The following is a 17,056-nucleotide window of genomic DNA, read 5'->3' on the forward strand; positions in this document are numbered from 1 at the left end:
GAGTTGACCGGCTGTCGGTTCACATGCCGGTTAAGCCATCTTCGGTCAGAGACAGGCCAGGTCGTTCCCGCTGACTGATCCGTCCGTAGTGGCTTCCCCTGAACGCCTCTCATGGATGAGACCTTCTCGTGATCACACGCTCGGTCTTGGCGGGAGGTCAGCTGGCCAGTTCGGCGTGCAGGTAGGCGTCGAACTCTCTGACCTCGCGGGTGTCACGGTGAAGCTGCAGGTGCTTGGCGAAGCTGAGAATCTTGCCCTTGGCGCGGGTGGAGGTCAGTTCCTTGAGCACAGGAAGGGCCTGGCGGGCGCTGACCAGCGCGCCCTCCAACTCCCCCATCGCGAGGTAGGACTCTGCGGCGCTGATGCGGGTGAGCTGTACCGAGCGCAGGTATCCCCCGCCGAAGCTGTCCATAGCCTGGTTGGAGCTGGCTACTGCGCGCCGGTGTTCCCCAACGCGGCGCCAGCACGAGCCGCCCTCTCCGGCGAGTTCCGCCTGACTGAAATGCGCGATCCAGGCTGGGTCACGGTCACTGGCGCCTCGCGCGAAGGCGCGCCTATCGGGGTGCGGTTACCGCGTCGCATTCCGATGGGTCGGCGGGATCGAGTTGTGAGGTGGTCTGGATGAGGGTGTCCAGTCGGTCGCGCGCGGCCAGGAGGTCGGCCGCGGCGTTGCTGAGCCGTTCCCGTTCGCGGTGCAGGTCGGGAAGCATCCCGGCGCAGGAGGGTGCCAGCGCCTCGCCGTCGTCGGTCATGCAGGGCAGCAACTCGCTGATCGTGGCGGTGTTGAGGCCGGCGGCGAGCATGAGGCGGATGCCCCGCACTGTGGCCGCGTCCTGCTGCCGATACTCGCGATAGCCGCTGGGGTGTCGCAGCGGCCGGAGCAGGCCCTGTTCCTCGTAGTAACGCAGCGAACGCACGCTGGCGCCGGTGAGCCGGGACAATTCTCCGATCCGCATGTGACGACCGCCACTTCCAGTTGACTCTCACACCGACGTGAGGGTCCAACCTATCCGGCATGACAGATCAGCATTCATCCGCCCGCGACACCGCGGTCACCGTCATCGGCCTGGGGCCGATGGGTTCGGCGTTGGCACACACCCTTCTTGGCAAGGGCCGATCCTTGACGGTCTGGAACCGTACCCCCGGCAAGGCCGACGGCCTGGTAGCCGAGGGAGCACACCGCGCGGCCACCGTCGCCGGCGCCGTGGCAGCGAGCCCGGTCACGATCGTGTGCCTCAACGATTACGCGACCATGTACCAAGTCTTCGAATCCGCCGGCGCGCTCAGCGGACACGCGCTGGTGAACCTCAACTCCGGAACCCCTGCGGAAGCCCGCACGGCCGCCGTCTGGGCGGCCGAGCGCGACCTCGACTACCTCGATGGCGCGATCATGGTGCCGCCGCCCCTCATCGGGTACGACGGATCGGTTCTGCTGTACAGCGGAGCCCGCGACGTCCTGGACCGGCACCGGGAGATTCTGGCCGACCTGGGTGACCCCCGCCACCTCGGCGCCGACCCGGGCCTGGCGGTGCTGTTCAACACGGCACTGCTCGGCATGATGTACGCGACCCTCAACGGATTCCTGCACGCCGCCGCCCTGACCGACTCGGCCGGCGTGCCCGCGGCCGAGTTCGCCGAGATCGCGCTCGGCTGGTTCATGCCCGTGGTGCTGGACCCCGCCAGCCTCGCCGAACAAGCACCGAACCTGGACAAGGGCGCCTACCCCGGCGACCAGGGGACCATGCAGATGAACTTGAACGCCCTTGAACACATCGCCCGCACCAGCGTCGAGCAGGGCGTCCACCCCGCCCAGCCGCAACTGATGAAGCAACTCGCCGAACAAGCGATCGCCCAGGGGCACGGCACCGAAAACTATTTCGCCCTGTTCGAGATTCTCAAAAACCCTGGCGCCGAGACCCCCTGAGAGCCGTGCGGCCGAACATCGGCAGCAGTTCGTAGGCCCTTACCTGATCGGTGGCCAGGGAGCCACCACCCGCAGCATGTCCGGCCAGTGCATGAACCCTGACGCCGCACGCGGATCACGGTTCTCACTGGTCTTGACCGGTAGCTCACCGGAACCGGTCGCCGGGCCCCAGCAGGCTGGTGAGCTCGGCGATCGCCTCCGGCGAAGGATGGAAGTAGCGGCGCACATTCTCGGTCTTCTTGTGACGCGACTTGGCCATCAGCATCAGCAGGCTCGCACCACCCTCACCCAGGTGGGTGAGGGCCGAATGCCGCATCTCGTGCAGGTCCCACCCTGTGCCAGGCCCGCCGAGTGCGGTGTGAGCGTCCAGCAGCGCGCGGGCCTGACCGTACGACAGGCGAGCAAACCCAGTGTCGAGACAGACATCGCGCGCGGAGACCACCTTGCCCGGCCCGGGGCGGCGGTGGGTGAGGAACACCGGGCCCCGGGCGCGGCCCTTGAGCAAGCGCGGCAAGAGCCGGGCAGTGCCGGCATCCCAGTACACCGTCTCCAGCACCACATCCTCGCGGGCCTGGCCGCGACGGCGGGTCTTGGCGCGGGCGCCCTTGGCCTTCACTCGGCACCGGCGGCCGGCGAAGTCCAGGTCCTCGACGTTGACGCCCAGGATCTCCTCAGCGCGCCCGGCAGTCTCGTACAGCATCTGGTACAGCGTCTTCTCCCGAAGCCCGACCTCGCGGCGCGCGATCAGCCGGTCGATCTCCATCCTGGAGCGCGCCGGGGTCTCGGAGTCGGGGACCGCCAGCCGCTTGGTCCAAGCGGGAAACGATCGGGGCGTCGTACCCCGCCACGACCTGGGTACGACCATCTACCGCCGCCAGGGCGAAATCAGCCCGCGGATTCGGGGCGGCCGTCGAGGACAGCCGCGGCGCTGATGGACAGGTCCGGGCCCGGAGCGGTCGGCAGCAGCCGAAACAGTCTGGCCTGCTCCGGCTTGGCGTCCGCCAGCCTCTGGTAGGACAGGTCGAAGGCGGCGCGCACGGCCTTGGGCCGGCCCGGCTCGCCGACGCGCTGCACACGGTCAAGGCCACCGCGAACGTGATCCGCGCCCGAGGCGGTCACTTCGTCTTCCCGGTCAAGGAAAACCGCGGGGCGCTGTTCGATGCCCTGGACGCGCTGCCCTGGCGCGACACCGAGATAGCCCACACCAGCACCGAGGTCGGCCACGGCCGGATCACCACCCGCACCATCCACGTCCTCCCCGCCCCACCCGACCTGCCGTTCCCGCACGTCAGCCAGGTCTGGCTGATCGAGCGCCACGTCACCGGCCGTGACGGAACCCCAATCTCCGCCGTCGCCCAGCTCGGCGTCGCCAGCCCCGACGACTCCCTGGCCACCCCCGCCGACCTGGCCCGCTACAACCGCGAGCACTGGGGAATCGAGGTCTTGCACTGGATCCGCGACACCCTCTATCGCGAAGACCACTCCCGCGTCCGCACCCGCTCCGGACCCCGGGTCCTGGCCTCCCTGCGCAACCTCGCTATCGGCGCCTTACGCCTGGCCGGACGCACCGACATCACCGAAGCCACCCGCTGGGCCTGCCGCTACATGAGCCGGCCATTCACCATCCTCGGACTCTCTTCATGATCTTGGAACGGCCGTGCCGCCATTGCCCGTCGAACATGTCGCCTTGCGCCCAGGCCGCCATCTTCAGCTCGGCCGTGAGGTCCATATATCCACCATCTTCCCGATGAACTCGACCCACGCGCTGTGAGGGAGGGATCCCAGATCGATGTCTTCAAGATGTGCGTCACCCGCGACGGGTTCCGGCAGTGCCACGAATCCGTCTGGATCAAGCGATAGCAGGCAGCACAGAGGGCAGATCGAGACGGGGGACCGCAAACCGCAGCGCCAGCAGCGGACGCAGGAGCGGCCAGAGGAGATCGAGGTCGACGTCGCCGTCCGGCCAATCCAAGCCGAACGGGTCCGGCAGTCCGGCTGCAGCTCGCTGAGCAGTTTGAGCAGGTGAAATCCTGACCGGTCGAGGGGAAGGACATCCGACTAGTCATTCAGGCAGGAGAAGAGGGCCCGGACCTGCCCAGACCCCCTCCTCGCTGTTGCCGGTTGGGGGTCAGAAATCAAACTCGCCCTTTTTGGCGCCGTCTATGAACGCCGCCCATACTGATGCTGAGACGACGTAGGGGGCCTGGCCGGGGGCTTCGGTGTCACGAATGCCGACCCGGCCTCCGGGCAGGGTGGCCACTTCAAGGCAATTGCCGTCGTCGCCAGAGCGTGTGGCCTTACGCCAGACGGCGCGGTCCAGATCCTCGTTGGTCACTTCCATCGCTTGGCTTTCTCCTCGATCAACTGGAGTGATGCCCTTCGGGGCAGGGCGTCACCGTGCAACATCTCATACCTCGACTTGATGTCTAGGACCCGGCTGGGGTCAGCGGTGATCTGGCTCAGTGTGATCGACTCGATGTAGGCCGTGTCCGGCATCTCCGGACCGCCGGCCAACATGAAGGCACCTTGCAAACCAGTCGTGAGCCACGCGTTTTGAGGGAGGACATGGATATGGATACGCGGATGATCGTCCGTCGCGGCGAGATGCGCGAGTTGCTCAGCCATGACCTCCTCACTCCCGATGGGCCGGGTGAGGACTCCTTCGTCCAGCACTACCCATAGCTTAGGACCATTCTCCCGCTCCAGGATGCGCTGGCGATCTATCCGCGCAGCCACGCTTTGCTCGATGAGGTCAGGTGTGATTCCCGGCCGGCCTCGGAAGATGGCGCGGGCGTACTGCTCCGTTTGAAGCATGCCGGGGATGATCAACGGCTCCCAAGCACGGAGCATGTCCGCCCGCTGCTCGATCTCGACCAGTTGAGCCAGCCAGATGGAGAATCGTCCAGCATGCTCGACGGTCTCTCGCCAGCGTGTCAGCAGCCCGCCGCCTGCGCCAAGTGCGGTGTCGGCGGCGCGGGCGAAGTCTTCGTCGGCCCGGCGTTCTCCGCGCTCGACCATGCTGATCTTCGACACTGACCAGCCGAGCATGGCAGCGAGCTCCTTTTGTCGCTTGCCTGCAATTATGCGGTATTCGCGAAGATGAAATCCGAATTCCGCTCTGGGTGCTTTTATTGCGGGTTCCGATTCGGTGCTTGCCAAGGCAGAACGCCTCCTTCCCGATGGCACACGAGAAACGCACAGGGCATGTGTATTAGCACACCTGGTTAGTGCCTGGGAAGTGCTTTGCCTTAGGCCCCACATGCAGGGGTTTTCTGAGATGGTCTCTTCAGGCCAGGTTGGATTACACCACCAGCCGCACGAATGGCGAGAAGGCGTGTTAGACGCTGCTCGCGTTCTTCGCATAAAGGAAGCAGCCGATGATCTGGAAATAGCGAGGCAAATCCGGTGATCTACTACATACCCCCACCGACGAAGTTCGAGGAACTCGGCACAATCCAGTTGGCGTGCAGCACTCGGGCGCCGTATCTGGCTCGGGAAGCGATCACTACGTGGTTGGGCGGAGCCCACACAGCACGGGAGATCGTCATCCTGGCTGCATCGGAGCTGGTCACCAACGCCGTCAAGTACGCCGACGCCACCGGCACCGGTGACGGCCCTGGCGAGATCACGCTCAAGCTGTCTCAGGACACGATTGTTCTCCGGCTAGCGGTGACCGACCCAGGGTCACGCTGCTCGACGCCCGCCCGCATCCCGCTGCAGGCGCCGAACCTGCACTCCGAGAACGGGAGGGGGCTGGCGATCGTGGAGAATCTGTCGCGCGGCCGGTGGGGAAGCTACCGGATGCCCGGCAGCGGATACCGCCACGTGTGGTGTCACCTGGACCGCCATCCCACTGCGGCTCAGTTAGAGGAGTTGTACTGCGCTCCTCTATAGCCGGCTGACCTTGTTCACCTTGTTTACGGTCCGTACTGGCCTGCCTGGATTCGGAGACATCGTGCGCCGCCATCACCGGCTCATGTTCATCCCGGTGTTCGTCACCGCCGCCTTCGTCGGCTGGATCACCGCCGCCCCAAACAGCATCCCCGTGCCGGTGACGGTTGCAGTGCTGGTGGGCGGGCCGAGCGTGTTCGTGGGCGTCGTGCTCGGGCACCGCTGGCGGGTTCGCCGCCGGGAACTCAACGGCCGTTCCCTGTTCGGCCGCTGAACGCCTCGGCTCGCCGTCCAACCACTCGTTCTGCTTTCCCTCATCCTTCGCGAAGGAAGGTGTCTCCATGTCCCTTGGCAAGGTGATTCCCGCGCTGGCGGTCCTGCTGACCGCCTGGTTTGTCGTCTTTGTGCTCTTGGGCCCCGCCAGTGTGGTCCGGCCGGTGTCAATAGCCGTGCTCGTCATCGTCTTCGGCGCGGTGGTGTCCCTGGTGCGGAACGTCTACCTCGCACGACGTTCCGCCAGCCGCAATCGGCCCCCCGCCTAGCCGCCCACGCCGACCCATTGGGAGATCGTCATGTCCGCCGCCGTCCCGAGCGCTGTAGCCGACCAGGCCGCCACCCATCTCAGCAGCCTGCAGAGCATGCTGCAGAAGCAGGGCCTGCATACCCGGCTGCTCACCCAGCCCGGACAACTGCCGCGTCTGCGGGTCATCAATCCTGATTGCGCCTTGCTGTGCGAGGTGATCACGGCTGCGCCGCTGGAAGGCGAGTGGAGCTTTTGGTGGTCGTGGGCCGAACAGATCACCCCGGTCAGCGACATGACCACCGCTGCCGAACGCATCGGCCACGTGCTGACCCCGGCCGCCCACCAGGCCGCTTGACGCCGCCCCCCGGCGCGAACCGACCCGATAGCGCCCGCGACCCCATGACGGCGGCGGGGACCCGTCAGGATCCGCGTCCACCGAACGGCACCGGCCAGACCGGTGACACCGACCCTGTCAGCCACAGCCCGCTAGGGGATACCTGTGGCTGGCAGCGCCCTCACCCGGCCATCCGGGGAGCCGGGTGAGGGCACCCCAAAGGACTTCTCGGGGAGTTGCTGAGCGGGTGTGCTGTCACGCTCAGCGTCTTCTCGAATCCGAGGTGACCGCAGGCGCACGCGTGGGTGCGGACGCGATCACCGGCGGCTGGCCGGGCACGGCGGTCAGCCCGAGGTGACGATCACGATGGTCCCCCGCCTGAGTCGATCGTCACCCAGGGGGCGGCCCCTCAACCTGGTGAGGGCACCGTCGCGGCCCAGCGCGACGGGAGGGGCCGCCCCCCTGTACAGAGGTGAGCCGGTGAGGCACGCCAGGGCTTCTCGGGGAGCAGCCACGGAACGGGGGCGCAGACCCGCCCCGTGTATCCCCGAGACTGGGTGACCGCGAGCGCCTGGCGCAGCCGCGGCCGCGGTCACCTCATGGTGGCTGACCGGAGTTATGAGGAGGTCCGGTCAGCCACCCCTATCCGGTGACGATCACGACGGAACCCCCATTCCCTCTGATCGCCGCCGGGGCGGTCCCTCGCTTTGGTGCGAGGTCGCGGTGACTGGGCCGCGACGCGAGGGACCGCCCACCTCCTGACACGTCCGGCAGCGAAACCCTGCCTTCTGATCCCGGGTGCCGATGCCGGAACCGCGGCTCCCCGGAGACGAGTGACTGCGCGCAAGGGCTCGCGCTCGCCCTGGGGCCCGGTGGCTGCTCGAGCCCCCGCCCGGCGGAGAGCAGCCGCCTCCGGCTGACCGGCGTGGAACCCGGTCAGCCAACTCCGATGGTCTGGCGCAGCCGCCGATGTCAACGACGCTCGAATTCTGGATCTGGCCCACATCTCGTGATCATTACGACCCCTCCGGATGGAGTCGTTCTCTGCGATCATGGTTCGGGTGTGACCAGCCTGGGCTTGACGTGCTCCTCCCTCACCTCGCCGCCGTCGTCGTGGACCACGTGGAAGTGACCGCAGCGCATGTGACGCTCTGGGTCCGCCCGAGTGCCGTATGCGCCTCGTACCGGAAATGCGGAAGTATGTCCACTCGTGTCCATAGTCAATACGAGCGGCGGCTCGCTGACGCGGCGCTCGGCGGTCGTCGGGTACTGATCCGGGCGAGGAGCCGCCGATTCTTCTGTGACAACGCCCACTGCCCGGCAACGACGTTCGCCGAGCAGGTCCATGGTCTGACCAGCCCATACGCGCGGCGGAGTCCGTTGCTGACGAAGATGCTGGACGCGATTGCGTTGGCCTTGGCGGGTCGGGCTGGTGCGCGCCTTGCCGAGGTTCTCGGGCTGCTGACCAGCCGCAGCACGCTGCTGCGCCGGATCCGGGCGATGCCCGATCCCGAGGTTGGCGTGGTCACGGTGCTCGGGGTGGACGACTTCGCGCTGCGCCGTGGCCATATCTACGGAACGATCTTGATCAATATGGACACTCATGACCCGGTTGACCTGTTGCCCGACCGTGAGGCCGCGACCCTGGCCGCCTGGCTGCGAGCGCACCCGGGCGTCGAAGTGATCTGCCGGGACCGAGCTGGCGCCTACGCCGAGGGCGCTCGCCGGGGAGCACCGGACGCCATCCAGGTCGCCGACCGCTGGCACCTATGGAACAACCTGGGCAAATACGTGGAGAAGACGGTGGCCGCGCACCACCACTGCCTGCATCGCTCCGACCTTGTCCCCGCGCCTGGGGCAGCGGATGAACCGCGCGACCTGGAGCGACTGGCCGCCGAGGTGGCCGCGGCCCGCGCCGAGACCAGTGCGATCGTGGTGCGCACCCGTGAGCGCTATGGGCAGGTTCAGGCGCTGAAGGCCGAAGGCAAGGGCATCAAGCCGATCATGCGGGAGCTCGGCCTGGCCAAGGAGACCGTCCGCAAGTTCTATCGGGCCGAGGCCGTCGAGGACGTCCTGGCCACCAGCTTGGCCGGGAGGCCGAGCAGGCTCGATCCCTACAAGCCTTACCTGCATGAACGCTGGAACGATGGCGCCACCAACGTCCTGGACCTGCACCGCGAGATCACCGTGCAGGGGTATCGCGGCAGCTACGGCTCGGTCCGCGACTACCTGGCCCCGTTCCGCGAGACTGGAGCCGCGCCGCCCGCGGTCGCCAAGCCGCCCAAGGTCCGCACCCTCGTCTGCTGGATCATGACCCATCCCGACAACCTGGACGGCGAGGACCAGATCGCGCTCAAGAACGCGCTGGCCGACTGTCCTCACCTCGATGCTCTCTCCGGCCACGTCCGGGGCTTCGCCGAGATGCTGCTTGAACGCCAAGGCGACCGGCTGGAGGACTGGATGACGAAGGTCGACGCCGACAACCTGCCCTACCTGCGCTCCTTCACCTGCGGGCTGCGCCACGACCACGCCGCCGTCCTTAACGCGCTGACTCTCCCGCACAGCTCCGGCGCCGTGGAGGGAAACGTCAACCGCGTCAAGATGCTCAAGCGGCAGACCTACGGCCGGGCCGCATTCGACCTGCTCCGCAAACGCGTGCTCCTCACCACGTGAGGCTCACAGGGGGTCGTAACGGTCACGAGATGTGGGCCAGATCCAGTTTTCACGTGTCGTCGACAATTCCGAAGTCAAGTTCCCTGAGCGCCAGCATGGATTGCGCTCGGCTCATCCCGGCAAGCCGGAAGCCGCTGGTCGCCGTCGAGCGCACCGGCAGCTACGAGCACTGCCCAAGATCACTCTCGACCCTCGCCAGCCCGCGAGCCATCGCGGTTCTGCTCCAGGCGGGCCGCACTGATGATGAAGTCCGCGACCAGTTGCCTGCCGAACGGTGACAGCTCCAGCAACGCACGCAGCGCGTCACGGTTGAGACCGGCCTCGCCGACCAAGCTGTCGGCCACGATCTGATCGCCTACCGACTCGGCTGCCTCGTCATCCCCGAAGTAGCCGATCGGAACATCGAAAAACCGCGACAACGCCTTGAGGGTCTTGAGCTGGGGATTGTCCGTACGACCCGTGCGAAGCTTCCAGATCGTGGTCGACGACATCTCCTCGCTGGTGGCCTCGGAGATGGCCATCGCGGTCTCTACGTTGTTCTTCGGCCGTGGCCGACCTTCGGGCCACCTGTTCTGGATCAGCCACTCGACCTTCTGCCCGAGTGATCGCATGCCGGGATCGACGGACGGCGTTTCACCACCCATGACATTCCCCAAGTTCATAAACTTGAGGCGACACCAGACACGCTTTATTCACTAGAGTTGACAGATGCTCACGCTCCGTGCCTATCCTTCACTCACAGCACTCAACTTTAATTGATGACTGTTGGCGCTCCAAGCCCACAGTTGATTGCCTACCTGGAGGCTAGCAATGACGATGGCACCGACACCAGCACTGACGGAGTTCCAAGCGCGTCGCGATCGCCTGGGACGGCTCCGCGACGAACTCCACCGCCTTGGCCTGCCGGCCACGATGATCAGGCTCCGCCATGACCGCTGGCTACTCAAGCTGACCACCATATCCGTACTGTGCGCGGGAGCCGAAGGTGCGTACGTCTTCGTCACCCCCAGTGGCCAGATCCTCTCCTCAGCCGGCGACGCCCAGATCTCTGCGATGGCCCGCCGTCTGGCGGGACCCCGGCGGCCATGACCGCCCCCTTCGGCCGCGCCGTTGCCGTCGCCATGTACCTGGTCGCCCCGCTGGTGCTGGTTTTGGCAGTCCTCGGCGGCATCGGCTCCTTCGGCACCATCAGCAAGCTGGCACAGCCCTGGTTCGGCGCCTGGTCGTGGATCGTCCCAGTCGGAATCGACGTAGGCATCATCGCGCTGCTGGCCTGGGACCTGCTGATGGAGTTCGCCGACCTGGCCTGGCCGGTGCTGCGCTGGGTCGCCTGGAGCTTCATCGCCGCCACCGTCGTGCTGAACATATCCGCCGCGCGCGGCGATCTGGTCGCCGCCGTCATGCACGCGGCCATGCCCCTCCTGTTCGTCACGGTGATTGAGGGGATCCGGCACCTCATCCGCCGCTGGGTCGGCCTTACCACCAACACCCGCCGCGAACGCGTCCCGCTCTCCCGCTGGGTGCTGGCACCGCTATCGAGCTGGATGCTCTGGCGACGCATGGTCTTGTGGAACATCACCGAGTACCCGTGCGGTCTCGAACTCGAATACGTCCACCTGCGCGCCGTGTCCCAGCTCAAGGAAGAGCACGGCCGGTGGCTATGGCGTTGGAAGGCGCCGCTTTCCCAGCGGGTTGCCCTACAGTTGCATCCAGCGCGGACGGCGTTCCCCGAGGAACTCCATGGGGTGCAGTTGCCGGTCGCCGAGCGGGACGAAGCGCTGATCGAGGCCGCCCAGAAGATCCTCGCCGAGGCCGAGCACGATGGTGTACGGCTCAGCCAGGTGGACCTCGCGGCCCGACTACGCTCTCAGGGCCACCGCATCGCCAACGAACGTCTGCGCTGGCTCGCCACCGCCGTCGGGCTCCGTGCGAACCGGGAATCGGTTTAGGCGCAATGCTATACACGATTCACCAGGAGGCCGAGCGGTTCTACCTATCGCACCGCGCCGGGAGTTGGGTCTCTGACTATCTAACTGCGCGGGGTATCAATGAAACCATCCAGCAAGACTGGCGAATCGGGTACGCCCCCAATAGGTGGACACTCCTCACCGACCACCTGCGCTATCTCGGATTTCCCGACAGCGCGATCGAGAGATCAGGACTAGCGTACGAGTCCAGACGCGGTGGGCTCATCGACACGTTTCGCGACCGCGCCATGCTGCCGATCGCACGGCTCGACTCGACCACCATCGCCTTCATCGGCAGGTCCAGAGACGGCGAGCCGAAGTATCTCAACAGCCCCGAAACGCTGATTTACCGCAAGGGCAGTGTCCTGTTCGGGCTCGATCGAGTGCGGCACGGCGTCCGTCCCGTCCTCGTCGAAGGACCGCTGGACGCTATCGCGGTCACCATTGCCGCACCCGCTGAATTCGCAGGTGTCGGCCTGTGCGGCACAGCTCTCACCCCACGCCAGGCCGACGCCCTCGCCCAGATCTCCGACCAGAAGGCCGTGATCGCGCTCGACGGTGATCGCGCTGGGCTCGTAGCGGCGGTCAGGGCCTACGAGGTGCTCGACGCCGACGCCGTGCGCTTCCCCGACGGCCACGACCCTGCCGACCTGCTACGCAGCGGCGAGCTCGGTACGGCTCTGCGCCACCAGGCCCAGCCGCTGGCCGACCTGGTCATCGATGCCGCGATCAACCGCTGGAGTGGCTCCCTGCACTTCGCAGAGGGAACGATCGGGGCGATGCGGGATGCTGCCGCCGTCATCGTCCGCCTGCGTCCTCACGATGTCGCGCGGCAAGTCGATCGAGTGGCCACCCGCCTCAGCCTGCGCTGTGACGAGGTCACCGAAGCCGTCACCGATCTCGTCGCCCCACCGCTGGTCACGGTCGAATTCCCGCGCGTTCCTGCGCCGGGCGGCACATCTGTACCCACCAAGGGGAGAAGACACGATGAACGCATTCGAACACCACGCCGACCCACTTGGTGAAGCGGCCAGCGAAGGTCTCGGGAGAGCGGTGCGGCTGACGTCTATCGGCGCGACCTTCATCCAGATCTTCGCCCAGCTCCGGGCGGAGCGAGAAAGGCTACGGAGCGAGCAGGCCGAACGATCGGCGCACGCCCACCGCGACCAGCAGAGGGCAGCCCACCAGGCGCATCGCCTGCGGTGGGCTCCTGCCCACGACCCGAAATGGTTGCGCACGGCTGATATGACACAGGTGGCCCGTGCGTGGGGAAGCGCAGTACCGTACGTGGACAGTGACGTCAGCGCCGCCCATGCCATACGCAAATGTGAGGAGCGGCTGCGCGAGCTCCACCCGCATGCGATGGAGCATTACGACCGCCTCCGTGCCGATGGCCTGGCACTGGTTGAGGCCATGCAGAAGGCCGCGCCCTTCTTCACCCGTGACCCGAACGTGCGCACAGGTAACCCTGCTCCGGCGCGACCGGTCCTGCTCCCTGCGGAAGAGAACCCGCAGGCGGCCGAGGCGGCCCGCCTGGCACGGGCTGACTTCCCCCACACTGTCGGCGAAACAGTCCGCGCTACCACGAATCGCACCGGCACCCCATCAGGTACTCGTTCGCCAAGCCCCACTCAGCACCCTGGACAGAATCGCGGAATGTAAGCGAGCAGCTACTTCATGATGAAGGGGTGGACGTTCTCGCCGGCAACGCGGCCTTCTGGGTCCTGCTGATCTTCGTGCTGGTAGTGCTGTACATCCTGCCCAGCCTGATTGGCCTTGTCCGTGGGGTCGATTACTTCTGGCTGTTGGTGATGGTGAACCTCATCGGCGGAACGACCTGCATCGGCTGGCCAGCCGCGTTGATCGGTGCCTTCATGCTCCCCAAGACGTCGAATCGCGCGCCCGAGCACTATCGATGCTCAGCGTAGTTCCAGGGCTGCCACTGCCTGAGGCATCGTGACGGCGGGAAGCTTGTGACCCACCCATGGCGGCGCGTCGCGCCCCGACAGGTGGCTGATGCATCCGTCGGTGTCGACTGCGCAGGTGATGCCGTACGGCCAGCGCTCCAGCATCACGCCAAGGACGAGAGACTCGGCTCCGGCCCTGATCGCATGGTCCAGTGTCTCCGCCTCATCGCCAGGCAAGGTCATCACGAACAGCCAGGGCAGGTCCTTGGCGTTGCCGTAATCCTGGCGCTCACCAGTCCGGCGGACGATCTCCACCTCGACGTGGGTCACCACGTCTCGCACCGAGTCCAGGACTACCAGGCCGGGCACCGTTGTGGCATCTCCGAGCAAGCGTCGGGCGAGGCCGTGCGGCATGACCACGTCAGTCGGAAGCGCGGACCCGACCAGGAGATCGACGAGGATGGCGCGGGCGAGGTCTTCGGCGCCGGGACCGGTCAGCCCCACTCCTCGAAGCGCCGCCAGCGAGATCGCGTACGCGGCGGCGCTGCCAGGTGCGATGTCCCCCGGCTCCAGCACGGCCTCCTGAACCGGCGGCACGGTGGTGGGCCCATCTGGTTTCACGGGAGCCGACGCCTCGAAGCGTGCCAGGTGTATCTCTTCCTGGTTTGCCCGCCATTCCCGCAGCGCTCCCCCGACGCTGACGGCGATTCGCCGCCGCATGATGTATAGGGCAACCAACAGCAGCGCCACGAAGGACCCGAGGCCAGCAGGCCAAAGAGGAGGCGTCTGAGACGCAGGTATCTGGGCACTCGGCGGTGCCGCCTCCACGTGTCGAACCATAATCGACCGGGATGGAGATGGAGTGGGCGACGGCTGCCCTCTGACCGGCCGCTCGGGCGTCTTCGCTTCTCGTACGGCTGGCGCTTGCCTCCCCTTATGTTGCTCAGCCAGCGCCGACTCTGCCGGAGCACCTGACACTTCGCGAGTCTTGGTCACCGGTCGCTCTCGCCGGCCTTCATCGCGAGCGCCTTCGGACGGTGTCCCTGTGGCTCCCTCGGATGGTTCACGTTCCATCGGTCGCCGTCGGCCTTCCGGCGGCCTTGGCCCCTTCTTCACTGGAGGCACCGCCGACTTCACACCGGACCCCGGCGCGCGCGCATTCTTCTGGGAATCATTCAGAACCTGGCCCCAATCAGGCCTGAGTCCCGTCTCCAGATATGTGCCGAGTCCCTGATTGGCTGCGGCGCAGAGCTTCTCCTGATTGAAGTGCTTCTTCGCCATCCCCTTCAGGTCGAGAGGACAGCCCGCGACGATCGCCCCGGCGTTCGACGGCACCCAGACGATGACGGCTGTCGCGGCAACCCCCGCCCAGCGCCCCAGCCCGGCAACGAGACGCGGGCAGCGCGACATCCTCAAGCGACCCCTCCCGGAACAGACCACGATCGATCATCCCGTGGCGATCACACTGCCACGCTCTCGCAACCGCACACTTGGCCTTGGCCGGCCAATCCCTTGATCGAACCTCTACCGCCTCGGACCTTTCCGAGCGACGGGATGCTCGGGACCACGCCGAGTACGCCCCTCGCTCGGCCGTACACCCATCGTCCGAGCAGCCGGTCCGCCAGGGAAATCCAGTTCCGCCAACCGCGCCTGAGCAGAGACTCCTCGACCGGCGCCTCCCCTGGCCGTCTGGAGATGTCGGGCCGCGGCCCGAGCGCCGACCGCGTGAGCCGTACGCTGTTGAAACTCCCGCAACTCCGCCACTGCGGCCACGACCAGGCCCAGGTTCCTCACCAAGGTGGATATGGTGCCGCTGGCACTGCCGGGCATCGCTCCGGTCGCCGCCATCAGCCGCGCCGCCACCCGCAGGCTCTGCCCTGCCGGACTGGCGCAGGGGATGCGGGCGTACGGCTCGCGTGCTGCCCGGTCGAACGCATCCGCGGCCCGGCGAAGCGCCGGGTCATCCAGCATGCTCGCCGCGACATGCAGCACATCCGACGCCGCCCACGCCGCATCCCCCGCCGCCGGATCACCCGCCGCGCTCCGGCGGATCTGCGCGGCCGCCCGTTGAGCAATCGCCGCCGCATCATCAAAGATCGCCTGCCGTTCGGCTGCGGAGATCTTCTCCACCGGTTGCCGGTCCCCTGCCCAGCGGGCTCGTAGCTTGGGAAGCGTCAGATCGTCGGCGAGTCGTCCGCCGGCGAACCAGCGCATTCCACCGTTCCGGTCACGGAATCCCGGCAACGCCACCGCATACCCCGTAACCTCACCCGGCTCACGCTCGCTCAACCGCCAGCGCACCAACAGCCCAGCATCCTTCAGCCGGGCGAAGAACTCCTCCTGCGAGCCCACGTCCTTGGCAGCCTGCCGTACAGCCGTGCGCGCCATCACCTTGGCACTGACATCAGAAATCCGCAGGCCGGTATCGTTCTGGTTGCTCCATCGGGCTCGCAGCTTCGGAAGAGTCAGATCCGCAGCCAGCTTTCCGCCGCCGTACCAGACCGGCCCGCCATCACGCGTCGTGTGGATGGGCAGCGCGACCGCGTACCCGGTGACCTCACCGGGGTTGCGTTCGCCGAACCGTTTGCGAACCAGCACCCCAGCCGCCTTCAGACGTCCGAAGAATTCCACTTCCGAGGCAGCGCCACCGGCTGCGCTGATGACCTGGCGACGCAACGCGATACGGGGCGCCTCCGTCCAGCGGCGTCGCCGCGCATGCTCGTTCTCCGCCCGGGTTGGCCTGCGAGCAGCGGTACGATCCCCCGGCGCGGTCAGGCGCAGCCCGAACCGGTGCTCCACCGCCTGGCACGCCTCCCGCACCCGAAAGAAGTCATTCCAGGTCTTCGGCTTGACCCCGTCCTGGCGGGCCAGCGTGGCCACGATGTGGATGTGGTCAGAGGCGTGCCGGACCGCCACCCACCGCACTGCCTCATCATCCTCGTGGGCGGCCAGGCCGGTGCGATGCATGATCTCGTGCGCCACCTGCGCCCACTCGTCATCGTCCAGGATCCGGTCCTGCTCGGCAGCGCGGGCGACGCAGTGCCACACCGGCTCGGCATACCCCCGCTCGCCCAACGCGGCCACAGGCTGCTTGAGCAGTCCATTCAACCGCCGAAAATCCCGCGACCCATCCGGTCGCAATTCCGGCTCCAACTCGGCCGGATGCCGCCATCCGGCCACCAGATGCGGGTCCACATGCTCATTCGCCCGTCCCGGCCCGTACAGGTAGTAGATCAACCCCTCTACCCGGGCACCACGCATCACCTTGCCGATCAACCGAGCCGCCTCCGCACCGCCTCCGCGATTCCATCCAGCCTCCGCACCGTCCGCACACACACGGCCGCGTACGGAATCAGATTCCCCGCCACCTCCCCCGTCGCGTTCAACGCCGCCACCGCCTGGTTCAGGTTGATCCCGATCCGCCGCACCTGATGACTCGCCCGCATCAACTCGATCAACGCCTCCCGGAGCGGGTCGGGTCTCGGTGGATTCACCTCCCGCGCCGCCGCGAGCACCGCCTGCGCCGCATACGCCCCGCGTGCCAGCCCAAGCCTCTGCGCAGCGGCCTGCACATCAGCGTGCTCGTCCTCGGTCAACACGAACTTCACCACCCGCGACCGCGCCACCTCATGCCGTTCCCGACGCCGCCGCACCTGCCTCGCCACTGGTCCCTGGCCTTCATCGGGCATCTCGATCACATCCCCCGAACGGACCGCGCCCGGTCCCTGCTGATCAGCACCACCCGCACCCAGCTGCGGAAACGTGGTGCACCCTGATCAGCAGCGTGCATCGCCGGACCCCGCCGGGTCCAGAGATAAAGGGACATTAGACATATCT

Annotated in this window: 21 protein-coding genes; 11 read left to right on the forward strand and 10 right to left on the reverse strand. The window is 66.9% G+C overall.

The genetic code is table 11. The features are described from left to right. Positions 1-157: 157 nt before the first annotated feature. Both ABZ911_RS30500 and ABZ911_RS30505 read right to left on the reverse strand, forming a co-directional pair. Positions 158-412, reverse strand: coding sequence for a hypothetical protein (locus ABZ911_RS30500; RefSeq protein ID WP_358063483.1), 255 nt, complete (start codon positions 410-412; stop codon positions 158-160). Between the two features lie 142 nt (positions 413-554). Beyond that, positions 555-956, reverse strand: coding sequence for a MerR family transcriptional regulator (locus ABZ911_RS30505; protein ID WP_358063486.1), 402 nt, complete (start codon positions 954-956; stop codon positions 555-557). Between the two features lie 59 nt (positions 957-1,015). On the opposite strand from ABZ911_RS30505, the gene ABZ911_RS30510 reads away from it, so the two are divergent. Beyond that, positions 1,016-1,924 carry an NAD(P)-binding domain-containing protein gene (locus tag ABZ911_RS30510; protein ID WP_358063489.1) on the forward strand — a complete coding sequence of 303 codons (909 nt, stop codon included), beginning with the start codon at positions 1,016-1,018 and terminating at the stop codon, positions 1,922-1,924. Positions 1,925-2,069: 145 nt separating this feature from the next. Here the strand turns inward: ABZ911_RS30510 and ABZ911_RS30515 are convergent, their stop codons facing one another. Further along, the gene (locus tag ABZ911_RS30515; protein WP_358063492.1) at positions 2,070-2,687 is read right to left on the reverse strand and encodes a site-specific integrase; all 618 of its coding nucleotides are present in this window, start codon (positions 2,685-2,687) and stop codon (positions 2,070-2,072) included. 122 nt (positions 2,688-2,809) lie between these two features. Then, on the reverse strand, positions 2,810-2,998 hold the full coding sequence (locus tag ABZ911_RS30520) for a hypothetical protein (protein WP_358063495.1): 189 nt from the start codon (positions 2,996-2,998) through the stop codon (positions 2,810-2,812). 21 nt (positions 2,999-3,019) lie between these two features. Here ABZ911_RS30520 and ABZ911_RS30525 point away from each other — a divergent pair, with 21 nt between their 5' ends. Then, positions 3,020-3,568 (forward strand): ISAs1 family transposase, encoded by a 549-nt coding sequence (locus tag ABZ911_RS30525; protein ID WP_358063498.1) that lies wholly within the window; start codon positions 3,020-3,022, stop codon positions 3,566-3,568. A gap of 484 nt (positions 3,569-4,052) precedes the next feature. Here the strand turns inward: ABZ911_RS30525 and ABZ911_RS30530 are convergent, their stop codons facing one another. Then, positions 4,053-4,265, reverse strand: a complete 213-nt coding sequence (locus ABZ911_RS30530) for a DUF397 domain-containing protein (protein ID WP_358063501.1) — start codon at positions 4,263-4,265, stop codon at positions 4,053-4,055. Next, positions 4,256-5,083: a helix-turn-helix transcriptional regulator gene (locus ABZ911_RS30535; protein ID WP_358063504.1), complete on the reverse strand. Its 828-nt coding sequence runs from the start codon at positions 5,081-5,083 to the stop codon at positions 4,256-4,258. Before ABZ911_RS30535 ends, ABZ911_RS30530 begins: the two co-directional genes overlap by 10 nt. A 246-nt stretch (positions 5,084-5,329) precedes the next feature. On the opposite strand from ABZ911_RS30535, the gene ABZ911_RS30540 reads away from it, so the two are divergent. From ABZ911_RS30540 to ABZ911_RS30560, 5 genes are all read left to right on the forward strand, one after another. Further along, positions 5,330-5,818 carry an ATP-binding protein gene (locus ABZ911_RS30540; RefSeq protein WP_358063507.1) on the forward strand — a complete coding sequence of 163 codons (489 nt, stop codon included), beginning with the start codon at positions 5,330-5,332 and terminating at the stop codon, positions 5,816-5,818. A gap of 61 nt (positions 5,819-5,879) precedes the next feature. Beyond that, positions 5,880-6,089, forward strand: coding sequence for a hypothetical protein (locus ABZ911_RS30545; RefSeq protein WP_358063510.1), 210 nt, complete (start codon positions 5,880-5,882; stop codon positions 6,087-6,089). A 67-nt stretch (positions 6,090-6,156) separates the two neighbouring features. Further along, positions 6,157-6,357, forward strand: coding sequence for a hypothetical protein (locus ABZ911_RS30550; RefSeq protein WP_358063513.1), 201 nt, complete (start codon positions 6,157-6,159; stop codon positions 6,355-6,357). Positions 6,358-6,387: 30 nt separating this feature from the next. Beyond that, positions 6,388-6,693 (forward strand): hypothetical protein, encoded by a 306-nt coding sequence (locus ABZ911_RS30555; protein ID WP_358063516.1) that lies wholly within the window; start codon positions 6,388-6,390, stop codon positions 6,691-6,693. Positions 6,694-7,755: 1,062 nt separating this feature from the next. Continuing rightward, positions 7,756-9,345: an ISL3 family transposase gene (locus ABZ911_RS30560; protein ID WP_358063519.1), complete on the forward strand. Its 1,590-nt coding sequence runs from the start codon at positions 7,756-7,758 to the stop codon at positions 9,343-9,345. 179 nt (positions 9,346-9,524) lie between these two features. Here the strand turns inward: ABZ911_RS30560 and ABZ911_RS30565 are convergent, their stop codons facing one another. Further along, a complete protein-coding gene (locus tag ABZ911_RS30565) occupies positions 9,525-10,007 on the reverse strand; it encodes a hypothetical protein (RefSeq protein WP_358063522.1) in 483 nt (160 codons plus the stop codon). Positions 10,008-10,430: 423 nt separating this feature from the next. On the opposite strand from ABZ911_RS30565, the gene ABZ911_RS30570 reads away from it, so the two are divergent. Genes ABZ911_RS30570 through ABZ911_RS30585 form a run of 4 tightly spaced genes read left to right on the forward strand, consistent with a single transcriptional unit; the run spans position 10,431 to position 13,240 of the window. Next, complete coding sequence (locus ABZ911_RS30570; RefSeq protein ID WP_358063525.1) at positions 10,431-11,294, forward strand: DUF2637 domain-containing protein; 864 nt, start codon at positions 10,431-10,433, stop codon at positions 11,292-11,294. Positions 11,295-11,299: 5 nt separating this feature from the next. After that, complete coding sequence (locus ABZ911_RS30575; protein WP_358063528.1) at positions 11,300-12,337, forward strand: toprim domain-containing protein; 1,038 nt, start codon at positions 11,300-11,302, stop codon at positions 12,335-12,337. After that, complete coding sequence (locus ABZ911_RS30580) at positions 12,300-12,974, forward strand: hypothetical protein (protein WP_358063531.1); 675 nt, start codon at positions 12,300-12,302, stop codon at positions 12,972-12,974. Before ABZ911_RS30575 ends, ABZ911_RS30580 begins: the two co-directional genes overlap by 38 nt. A 26-nt stretch (positions 12,975-13,000) precedes the next feature. Continuing rightward, on the forward strand, positions 13,001-13,240 hold the full coding sequence (locus ABZ911_RS30585) for a superinfection immunity protein (RefSeq protein WP_358063534.1): 240 nt from the start codon (positions 13,001-13,003) through the stop codon (positions 13,238-13,240). On the opposite strand, the gene ABZ911_RS30590 is transcribed toward ABZ911_RS30585, so the two are convergent. The 3 genes from ABZ911_RS30590 to ABZ911_RS30600 all read right to left on the reverse strand — a co-directional run bounded on the left by ABZ911_RS30590 (position 13,232) and on the right by ABZ911_RS30600 (position 16,830). Continuing rightward, positions 13,232-13,969 (reverse strand): hypothetical protein, encoded by a 738-nt coding sequence (locus ABZ911_RS30590; RefSeq protein WP_358063537.1) that lies wholly within the window; start codon positions 13,967-13,969, stop codon positions 13,232-13,234. The genes ABZ911_RS30585 and ABZ911_RS30590 overlap by 9 nt on opposite strands. Positions 13,970-14,743: 774 nt before the next feature. Then, complete coding sequence (locus ABZ911_RS30595) at positions 14,744-16,495, reverse strand: hypothetical protein (protein ID WP_358063540.1); 1,752 nt, start codon at positions 16,493-16,495, stop codon at positions 14,744-14,746. Then, positions 16,492-16,830: a hypothetical protein gene (locus tag ABZ911_RS30600; RefSeq protein ID WP_358063543.1), complete on the reverse strand. Its 339-nt coding sequence runs from the start codon at positions 16,828-16,830 to the stop codon at positions 16,492-16,494. The genes ABZ911_RS30595 and ABZ911_RS30600 overlap by 4 nt, the downstream gene beginning before the upstream one ends. Positions 16,831-17,056 lie beyond the last annotated feature (226 nt).

Origin of the sequence: Nonomuraea sp. NPDC046570 (genome assembly GCF_040645915.1) — a bacterium.
In the GTDB taxonomy this organism is placed as follows: Bacteria; Actinomycetota; Actinomycetes; order Streptosporangiales; family Streptosporangiaceae; genus Nonomuraea.

Coding starts and splice junctions, on each gene's coding strand:
- ABZ911_RS30500 (WP_358063483.1), bottom strand. CDS start 412: ATGGACAGCTTCGGCGGGGGATACCTGCGCTCGGTACAGCTCACCCGC.
- ABZ911_RS30505 (WP_358063486.1), bottom strand. CDS start 956: ATGCGGATCGGAGAATTGTCCCGGCTCACCGGCGCCAGCGTGCGTTCG.
- ABZ911_RS30510 (WP_358063489.1), top strand. CDS start 1,016: ATGACAGATCAGCATTCATCCGCCCGCGACACCGCGGTCACCGTCATC.
- ABZ911_RS30515 (WP_358063492.1), bottom strand. CDS start 2,687: ATGGAGATCGACCGGCTGATCGCGCGCCGCGAGGTCGGGCTTCGGGAG.
- ABZ911_RS30530 (WP_358063501.1), bottom strand. CDS start 4,265: ATGGAAGTGACCAACGAGGATCTGGACCGCGCCGTCTGGCGTAAGGCC.
- ABZ911_RS30550 (WP_358063513.1), top strand. CDS start 6,157: ATGTCCCTTGGCAAGGTGATTCCCGCGCTGGCGGTCCTGCTGACCGCC.
- ABZ911_RS30555 (WP_358063516.1), top strand. CDS start 6,388: ATGTCCGCCGCCGTCCCGAGCGCTGTAGCCGACCAGGCCGCCACCCAT.
- ABZ911_RS30565 (WP_358063522.1), bottom strand. CDS start 10,007: ATGAACTTGGGGAATGTCATGGGTGGTGAAACGCCGTCCGTCGATCCC.
- ABZ911_RS30570 (WP_358063525.1), top strand. CDS start 10,431: ATGACCGCCCCCTTCGGCCGCGCCGTTGCCGTCGCCATGTACCTGGTC.
- ABZ911_RS30575 (WP_358063528.1), top strand. CDS start 11,300: ATGCTATACACGATTCACCAGGAGGCCGAGCGGTTCTACCTATCGCAC.
- ABZ911_RS30580 (WP_358063531.1), top strand. CDS start 12,300: ATGAACGCATTCGAACACCACGCCGACCCACTTGGTGAAGCGGCCAGC.